The 9,469-nt window shown below is 54.4% G+C and carries 8 protein-coding genes; 4 read left to right on the forward strand and 4 right to left on the reverse strand.

Annotated elements, in window-relative coordinates; translation table 11 throughout:
* The first annotated feature begins 46 nt into the window (after positions 1-46).
* The 4 genes from C266_RS09415 to C266_RS09430 all read left to right on the forward strand — a co-directional run bounded on the left by C266_RS09415 (position 47) and on the right by C266_RS09430 (position 5,211).
* Positions 47-985, forward strand: a complete 939-nt coding sequence (locus C266_RS09415; protein WP_010808759.1) for a VOC family protein — start codon at positions 47-49, stop codon at positions 983-985.
* A gap of 111 nt (positions 986-1,096) precedes the next feature.
* Entirely contained in the window at positions 1,097-2,737 is a 1,641-nt protein-coding gene (locus C266_RS09420) for a bifunctional 3-(3-hydroxy-phenyl)propionate/3-hydroxycinnamic acid hydroxylase (protein WP_010808760.1), read from the forward strand.
* 92 nt (positions 2,738-2,829) lie between these two features.
* On the forward strand, positions 2,830-3,930 hold the full coding sequence (locus tag C266_RS09425) for a porin (RefSeq protein WP_036662305.1): 1,101 nt from the start codon (positions 2,830-2,832) through the stop codon (positions 3,928-3,930).
* 33 nt (positions 3,931-3,963) lie between these two features.
* Complete coding sequence (locus C266_RS09430) at positions 3,964-5,211, forward strand: MFS transporter (protein WP_010808762.1); 1,248 nt, start codon at positions 3,964-3,966, stop codon at positions 5,209-5,211.
* Positions 5,212-5,870: 659 nt separating this feature from the next.
* Here the strand turns inward: C266_RS09430 and C266_RS09435 are convergent.
* The 4 genes from C266_RS09435 to C266_RS27345 form a co-directional block, all read right to left on the reverse strand.
* Complete coding sequence (locus C266_RS09435) at positions 5,871-6,752, reverse strand: hypothetical protein (RefSeq protein ID WP_010808763.1); 882 nt, start codon at positions 6,750-6,752, stop codon at positions 5,871-5,873.
* 530 nt (positions 6,753-7,282) lie between these two features.
* Positions 7,283-8,038: a polymorphic toxin type 22 domain-containing protein gene (locus tag C266_RS27340; protein WP_144265762.1), complete on the reverse strand. Its 756-nt coding sequence runs from the start codon at positions 8,036-8,038 to the stop codon at positions 7,283-7,285.
* A 7-nt stretch (positions 8,039-8,045) separates the two neighbouring features.
* Entirely contained in the window at positions 8,046-8,522 is a 477-nt protein-coding gene (locus tag C266_RS09440) for a hemagglutinin repeat-containing protein (RefSeq protein ID WP_010808764.1), read from the reverse strand.
* 136 nt (positions 8,523-8,658) lie between these two features.
* Positions 8,659-9,462: a hypothetical protein gene (locus C266_RS27345; protein ID WP_144265763.1), complete on the reverse strand. Its 804-nt coding sequence runs from the start codon at positions 9,460-9,462 to the stop codon at positions 8,659-8,661.
* Positions 9,463-9,469: the final 7 nt, after the last annotated feature.

Consider the following 9,469-nt stretch of genomic DNA (forward strand, 5'->3'; position numbering starts at 1 on the left):
CCGGCCATAGAGCCGGGCCAAATTCCACGGAGGTAGGAGACGAATCATGGATAGCGTGATTTCCGCAGGCGTGGCCGTGCATTCGATAGACCATTTCGCGCTTAACGTTCCCTCGGTTGACGTGGCCGAGCGGTTTTTCAGTGCATTCGGACTCAATGTGAGGAGAGTGGGGGCCACGGGTTCGGAGCTTGAGCTTCGTGCTGCCGACGGCCATCGCTGGGCACGTGTGCTGCCCGCCGAGAAGAAAAGTCTGGCGTGGCTGAGCTTCAATTGTTTCGAGGGGGATCTGGAGGGGCTGCGCGCCCAGGTTCGAGCGGCTGGCGCGACCATCGAAACGAGCGACGTACCCGACGCGCAGGGTTTCGGGTTCCACGATCCCGACGGCAACCTGATTCAGGTGAAGGTCGGACCGAAAACCAGTCCGTCGGCGAAATCGCCAAGCAAAGTGGATGTCTGCGCCGCCGACGAGCGCGGCTCCCATACCCGTTCATCGTCCCAGAGCGTGCGGCCGCGACGCTTGTCACATCTGCTTCTGTTCACGCCCGATGTTTCGCGTGCGCTCGATTTTTACTCGAAGGCCTTGGGCCTTCGATTATCCGATCGCTCGGCCGATGTGATTGCATTCACTCATGCCCCGCACGGCAGCGATCACCATCTCGTTGCATTCGCGAAGAGCAGCGCGCGCGGCTGGCATCACTCGGCGTGGGACGTGGACAACATCAACGTCGTGGGCGAAGGTGCGTCGCAAATGGCGGCGGCTGGTTATACGAAAGGGTGGGGCACAGGCCGGCACGTCCTCGGATCGAATTATTTCCATTACGTCGAAGATCCATGGGGATCATTCTGCGAATACTCGGCTGACATCGATTTCGTTACCGCTGGGCATCAATGGCCCGCGGGTGATTACCCCCCCGAAGATTCGCTATATCTGTGGGGACCGCCGGTTCCGCAGAATTTCATTCATAACACTGAGGCGCCGGTATAAGCGCCCGGGTGTGAAGCCGCAAGGCTAAGCAATCTCATTTCTAGATTTGTGCCGTATGGCTGCCTATGTTTGGTGCCAGGGAGTCGCACATATTTATTTAGGTATCCTAATATGTTTGAAGACAAAATTCACGATGTGGCCGTGATCGGCTACGGGCCAATCGGACAATCCCTCAGCATCATGCTCGGCGAGCGCGGTTATGACGTCGCGGTTTTCGACCGTTGGCCGTCGCTGTATCCGCTGCCCCGCGCGGTGGTTCACGATCATGAAATTCGGCGCGTATTTCATGCGATGGGGATAGGCAAAGCGATCGAAGCAGTCTCGCAACCGTCCGCCACGTACCAGTGGTTCAACGCCGACTGGAAAACGCTCGTGGAAATCGACTGGTCTGCGGAATCGATCAGTGATGGCCCGAACTGCTATCTCTTCAATCAGCCGAACCTTGAGGCACTGCTCGACCAAAAGGCGAAGTCGATTCCCGCCATCTCCGTCAATCAAGGGTGGGAGGCCGTGGAACTGCGTCAGCTTCCCGAATACTGCGAAGTGGTTCTTCAGCGCATTGGCATGGAGAACGGAAAACTCGCAGCAACGGATGAAAAGCGGATTGTCCGGGCACGTTATGTGGTCGGTGCGGACGGAGCCAACAGCTTTGTGCGCAAAGCCAGCGACATCGAATTCGAGGATTTGGGGTTCCAGGAAGATTGGCTCGTCATCGACCTGAAACCGAACGAGGGCGTCACGCTCGACGTGCCTGACATCGGCCAATGGTGCAATCCGGCTCGCCCTACGACGATGGTTCCCGGTGGCCCCGGATACCGGCGCTGGGAATTCATGCGCCTGCCGCACGAAACGTTGGACGAAATGCAGAAGACGGAGAGAGTGTGGGAACTGCTTTCGCCGTGGGTCAGGCCGGATCAGGCAACCCTGGTTCGACATGCCGTCTATACGTTCCGCTCGTTGATTGCCAAAAACTGGCGCAAAGGGCGTGTCTTGCTTGCCGGCGACGCCGCGCACCAAATGCCGCCATTCATGGGCCAGGGTCTGTGTTCGGGCATGCGCGACGTTTGGAATCTCGCCTGGCGTTTCGATCTGGTTCTCAAGGGCATCGCTTCGCCCGATCTCTTTGACGGCTACACCCCGGAAAGACGCCCGCAGGTGCGCGCGATCATCGACGCGTCCATTGCGATGGGACGTCTCGTGTGCATCTCCGACCCGGCAGAAGCGGCAAAGCGCGACGAGGCGTACCTGTCCGGCCGTGTCCCGCCGCTTCCGCCGTTCCCCGGTCTGACCGACGGCCTGATCCGCGCGGATCAAAGCTCAGCAACGGGTGGCATTGCCGGTCAGTTGAGTGTGCACGGCCAGATCCGAAACGATAACGAAACGATGCGCTATGACGAAGCGATGCAGAACGGTTTCCACGTCATCGCACTCGATGCCGATCCGGAGATGCTGATCGACGCCGATTCGCTTGCGACGATTGCGAGCATCGGGGCGCAGACCGTTGGGATAACTCGAGACGAGAGCAAGGTGGTTGCCGGTCGAGTGCTGTTCGACGTCAGCGGCAAGTACAGCGATTTCCTGGCGAGGCACGGCGCGAAGGCAATGATCGTTCGGCCTGATTACTACGTGTTTGGTGCAGTCGAGTCACTGACCGAGTTGCCGGCACTGATTAGCCTGCTTGCTTCGGGACTGGAACTGGCATCGCAGAGGGGCACGAAACGGGATGCTTGTGATGCGGTAGCGGCGTTGTGAAACGGGGAGCGATGAAGAGACGCATCGCTCCCGATCAGCACAGGCGGTGTTGGCAGTCACTAAAAAAATAACGTCATGGAAAGGAGATCTTGATGAGGAAAGTTTGTTTGTACCTTGCTGCGCCGTTTGTTTTTGCGTCGGCCGCACATGCGCAGAGCAGTGTCACTCTGTACGGAATGATGGATGTCGGCCTGAGCTACGTATCGAACGCGGGCGCTGGACATTCATTCAATGCTGAGGATTCGATCTGGACGCCGAGCCTGTGGGGCATCCGCGGTTCGGAAGATCTGGGGGGTGGCTACAAAGCCGTTTTCCATTTGGCTTCGCAGTTCTCGGTCAACAACGGGAGCCTGGTTGCCGGCTCAGGCAATCTGTTCTCGCGGCAGGCACTCGTCGGGATCGAGAAGAACGGAATCGGGCAAGTTACGTTCGGCCGACAGTACAACCTGATGGCCGATTTTCTGTTCTTTCCTCCTGCCAAGCTCGACGGAACCTTTATGTATGGCGGCCTATACAACATGCGGCAAGGGCCGTTCTCCGCACTGGGTATCCCGCATAACCCGACGGGTTCGTTCGACTTCGACCAAACGGCCGGTACGTCTCAGGTTTCAAATTCCGTCAAGCTCACGAGCGAGAGTTTCGGCGGCTTGCGATTCGGCGTGTTGTACGGCTTCGGCAACACGGCCGGTTCGTTTTCGTCGAACAACACGGTTGGCTTCGGCGTGAATTACGCGATAGGGAGCTTTGGCATCGGCGCTGCGTATAACGAAACACGCTATGCCTCGATGAGCGATGGTCGCGACGGCATCCGGAACTTCGGCGTGGGTGTCGGCCAGGCGTTCGACTCCCTGTATCTCAATGTGTTGTACACCAATACGAGAAACACGCTGACAGGTGGCATGGTGCAGGTCGGCCAGGTCGGCGGTCTGTATTCCTTCAATTCGTTCTGGCGGCTGGGCCTGAACTATCAGTACATGAAGGGTAACGCCAAGCTCGAGCACAACCAGGCTCAGCAGATCACGTCCGCTTTGCAGTATTCGCTGTCCAAGCGCACGACACTGTACGTGGAGGGCGTTTATCAGTGGACGGGCGGCGATGTCGCAGGACAGCACAACGCCTGGGTCAACGGCGAGGCGCAGTCGAGCAGCACACGTCAGCTCATCGGTCGAGTTGGCATGCAAACGTTCTTCTGACGTGCAAAGAGAAAACCATCTGGAGACATGGATATGAACACGAACATCGGTGCCCGCTGGGACACCTCATATGAATGGAAAGCGGTACTGTTGCTTTCGCTCGGTTTCGGGCTGGTGGGTATCGATCGCTTCATGATCATGCCGCTCTTCCCGATCATGATGAAAGACCTTCAGCTCGACTATCAGGATCTCGGATACATCACGGGCGCGCTGTCGGTCGCCTGGGGGGTGTCCTCGATTTTTATGGGCAATCTTTCCGATCACGTGGGTCATCGTCGCGTGATCATCCCTGCGATCGTGGTGTTTTCTCTGCTGGCCGGGCTGAGCGGCGTGGCGACTGGTCTGGGTTCGCTGGTCCTTATCCGCGCCCTGATGGGGCTTGCCGAAGGCGCATGCACGCCGACTAGCATCACGGCAACGCTCGATGCCTCGCATCCGAGCCGTCATGGCCGTAACGTGGGCATTCAGCAGATGGCGCTGCCGCTATTCGGTCTGGGGCTCGCACCGATTCTCGTCACTCAACTGCTCAAGATCATGCAGTGGCATTCGATTTTCGCGATCGTGTCGATTCCCGGTCTCGTCGTTGCGTTCCTACTGTGGAAGGTACTGCGTGATACGAAAGCACCGAGTGCGGCGGTGCACACGCTGACGCATGACGCCACGGCGCATAAATGGAGCGATGTATTTCGCTACCGGAACATCCGTCTCAATCTGGTCGGCATGCTCTGCTGGCTGACTTGCCTGGTCGTGCTGACGGCACTGTTCCCAAACTATCTCGTGGACTATCTGCATCTGGACATGCAGCAGATGGGCTACGTGCTGTCGGCCATCGGTTTCGGCGGGATGTTGGGCACGGTGACAATGCCGGCACTGTCGGATCGTCTGGGGCGCAAACCGGTCATGGTTCTCTCGGTGATCGGCTGCGCGATCTTTCTGACGCTTCTTTCGCGAACCGGCGCGAAGCCTACCCAGTTGTTCGTCTACCTCATGATGACGCTGTTGTTCGTATTCAGCATGATCACACTGACGGTTGGCCCGCTGAGTGCGGAATCCGTTCCGGCCACGCTGATGACGACGGCATCGGGCCTCGTCGTCGGCGTGGGTGAAATCTTTGGTGGCGGTGTGGCACCGGCGGTTGCCGGATATGTGGCTAAACACTATGGAATCCAGTACATCCTCGTACTCGGCTTCATTGCCCTGGCGGTCGGCTTCTTCGTCGCGATCAGTCTGAAAGAAACGGCACCGTCTCTCGTAGAGAAGCGGGCAGCTATTGCGACGTGATGTCTGGTCTGTGGAAATTTGAGTGGGCGGTGCGGCTTACACCACAGTGGAAGATTTGACGTTTTGGTGTGAGCCCCCTCCTGACCCTGTCCCGAGGCGGAGAGTTCGCTGGGGAAATGCGAAGTGGTGCGCGGTCATGCCAGGGATAGCTGGTGTGACGTACAACGTACGGCCTAGCGTTTTGTTGGGAAAGTTTTTGCTGTGGTCGGCCGGCCGATCTATCGGATAACTGCCTTTCAGGTGCCTGAGAGAGGCTTGACGATGGTTGCCATGTACCGTTCTCGACAGCGTACCGCATCGAAGATTTACCGTTGGCCGGCCACAAAGACAAACGGGTTACGTGAAAATCACGTAACCCGTTGTTTTATTTGGTGCGGCTGCAGGACTCACGAATATACAACAATGCATTGAATTTAAATAATATATTATTATCTTAAAGAAATAGTACCAACAAAAGTACCAACAACCTCACTGAATGTCAGCGGCTGGCAGCGAACGTTGATGGACTCTAGCGCAATGGTCGCCGAGCCTACTTATGCTCACTGCATCCTCGTGAAGTTCAAATCTTGCGCCTCAGCGTGACTTCTTCGGCAACCCTGAGGCCCTCAGGACTGTCAAAGGTTGCCGTAATCATTGGCCCTCGCCGGAAACGGCCGTGGTCACGAGCGCAATACCGTCGCCAGCAAGCAAAAAAACAGAATCACGATTGTCGCCCCCATCGAAATCATGCCAATGTGGAGCTTCTGTACCTTCGCGCGGTAGGTACTCACTTCTGTCGTCAGGGTAATCAACTTCATTCGCAGCGTCGCCGCCTCCCCCTTTTGGGCGTTGGCTCGTTCGTTAGCAGCGACCATCTCACTGCGCATGCTCACCACACCTGCCTGTGCTGCCTGCAGGTCTCCGGCCAATCTTTGCTTCGAAAGGCGCAATGAAGCTACGTCGTCAATTGCCGTCTTAGCAGTAAGTTCTGCCCTTCGGGTCGTGGACATCGCCTCCGACAATTTAGCCTCCAAGTACTCAACGGAACTCGGATTACTCAGCACAACTGCCGACAGGAATCCTTTGTCGCTCTCGAGCATGCGTTTGATCCTCTGTCGGTAAGCTTCCTCTCTTTCATCGGTGGTACCAGTCTCGCCAAACTCATACAACAGCGAGTCGGGAATCGTTATTTCCACCATAGGAATCCGCTGCCGCCTGACTTCGTCGATTTTGCTGGCATCTACAAGGTGTGTTTTGTGAATCTCGATGTAGACTTCGTTCGACCACTTCACACTGAGTTCGGAGTCGCATTCGAATCTCAAGTAAAGATCGGCGAAGTAGCTTCCTCCGGAATACCGAATCTCTTTCTCGGTCTCCGCATGCGTCACCCTAATGCTATGGTCTCGAAACTTACCAAGGCTAAGCCTAGTTTTCTCGACCAATGAGATAGCCTCTTTGAAGAGCAAATGTTCCAACGACTCGCCCGCGCCACCGTCATGCTCGTCTGAGCTATTTATGTAGCGAAAAAACGGCATGTCTCCACGGGGATAGACGTGAGCCATGGGCTTTCTCCTCCCCTCTCTATGAAGGCTGTAGTAGGTTCGGCCGTTCGACCCGCCTCGATAGACGGCATCCCGCTCTTTTGCTACTGCCCACGCTGATACTCGCGCATTCCCCGTTGGCATCAAATATGCTCTGGTCTTCGTCACACCCATTCGAAACCTTTCAGCAACCGCTGCAAATTATTCAATTAATCGAATTATTCTGACCTGCAAGACAACGTACGCTACCGATGTTTGTAGTGGTCAACCCATCCCGGACATTGCGTCAAGTTTTTCTTCTGCTACGGCAGGAGCTAGCCTCTCGTCGCACACAACCATTTTTCGTCAAACAAACAACATGGATGACAGACTCGGCGCCTCCTCCCGTAGGCATCTAACATGCACCTTAGAAAAAAACTTTTGATTGCCATAGCCCCCCAAGATTGCGCACGCTACGGCAACACATACCCAATAGACGGTTCGATCTTTTGAACTCATTTTCTCCCATTGCTCTGGGGTTGGTCCTCCGCCTGCAGCCATAATTACCTCCCTTATTTCAACGGTTCCGTTACCTGAGTGGAATGCCCCCAAGGCTGTGCGCCGACGGTGAGCGGACCTAGCGTACCGATGCCAAATTCAATCCCGGTCGCCCCTCCGTACGAATGGGTGATCGCACCACTAACGTTAACCCTAAAAGGTGTTGGAATGGAAATGAACATCTGATTGCCGTCCCCTGCAAGGAAACTGCTAGTTCCTTTGGCGCTGTCAACACCAAAGATCCAGCCAACGGTGGCGCTTAAACCAGGCCGCCAAGAAATTGAAGATGGATTTGTTTGAGCCACGCCTCCTGATAGATAGGTAGATCCATCGTAGAAATTGATGACGCCGGTCACAACCCCAGATAAGGCTCCGGTATTCAATGTTCCGTAGTCGGGCTTAAGACCACGACCACTTGTGCCCAACCCTGCTGAATAGTCCCCCGTATTAAATCCCGGTGAAAACGGCCCGTTACCTTGACTATTCGGCAAATCGGCGTGCGAGCGCCCAATACTCTCAGACGACGATACGTTCCAGCTGTACGGCGAACTTCCGCCCCCAGTATTCGTTGCGATCAGGTCGCGCAACGCATCGGGAGGTGGGGATAGCATCGCAGCATTCTGGACAAGATACTTGTTTCCGGACGTATCGATGAAAACACGCATGCCGGTACTATCGTAAATCTCCTTTGCCTTTGTGTCGGCATTGAGCGGCACTACCATTCCCGTCCACGCGGTCTCACCGTAGGCGCTGTTATTGGCTGAGCGCATAGCATTCTCAATTTGATCTATCGAGATCGGAGATCCATCTTGGTTGACGATGCCTCGCCGTCACACCTCGCTCGCTGCCGCTCTCCGACTGCGGCAGCATGGGTGCGATGCCACCCGTGTTCTTGCCCGAGCTCGGCCCCGTCGTACGCTCGTTAGCGCCGCCGTTGCCGAACGTGCCCCCGCCGCCAAAGCCGAAGCTGTTCGCGCTGTAGTCGGAATGGTTCTGGATATCGGAGAACGTCAGCGTGCCCGTCGTCAGTTGGTTCTTCGACGGATCTGCCGTACTCGCGATGTACGCGCCCTTCAGATCCGTATTGCCCTTGACGTCGACGTCGAACCCGCCACCCACACTCTGTTGATGCGCCGAACTCTGGCTCATGTTCTGCACGCTGGCGATGTTCAGATCGCCGCCCACACGCGTATTCACCTTGTCCGCACTCACGTTGCCGCCGACGATATTTGTATCGCCGCCGCTCACAATCACTGCCGTCTTGCCCGTATTGATGTGAGAGTTTTTTAAGAATATCGAATGATAATTCTCGTCGATTACTCGTTATGGCAAACACCAAGTCCGAATCACTTCGCCGTTTCGTATTATTTTTATAAACAAAATTCATTAATTACCGATGAATTCCGATCATTCTAAGAATTTTTGCAACACCACCATCATCCTTCTTTTTTTCAAACATGAAATCGTAAGAATTTTTATATTCTGGCAGTGGCCTTACAGGGAGCAAATTTGCGGGAATCAATGAACTTTCAAATTCCACCTCAATCCCGTGCCTCCAACATATTTTCGCCTCCAAAGTTGCCGCAACAGAGAGCACTCCATCAACCACCGGACGCAAAGGTTTTTCCGACACCTTTTCCGAAATAGATTTTTCAAGCCCCCTTACATCCCGAGCAATCAACAGGGAAAAAAAATCCCTACCATTTATCGCATTACTTCTCCAGTCCTTTCTACCGTTCTTAGAAATTTTATAAATTTTATTTTGCAGCTCATCCCAATTAGATCTAATTGCCAATTGGTACATATGAGATACAAACTGATGAAGCAATGGATTATTTTTGTTTTTTGAAAAACCTTCACCATCAAAATTACATATATCAAACAAAATAGAATCACAATCCGACATCAACGAGCAAAATATTTCAATATCTGTCGAGAACGCATTCGCCCCCCCACTTTTCAAAATCTCTACCGTAAGCTCGCTCGCAGCATAGAGATTTTTCTTTAAACTCAACTCATCCCCACCCGAAAAATAATCATATATCGCAACATTCAGATGATCTGACCTCAACATTGACAAAAAAGCCGGTGAAACCACGATCTTTCCATTATAAAATTTTCTCTCAACTTCACTTAAGCTTTGTTTTGAAGCTTCGTATCCATGTATATTTTTACGAAAAAATTCGTCATTCATGTTTCAC

The sequence above is a fragment of the Pandoraea sp. SD6-2 genome (genome assembly GCF_000389825.1).
In the GTDB taxonomy this organism is placed as follows: Bacteria; Pseudomonadota; Gammaproteobacteria; order Burkholderiales; family Burkholderiaceae; genus Pandoraea; species Pandoraea communis.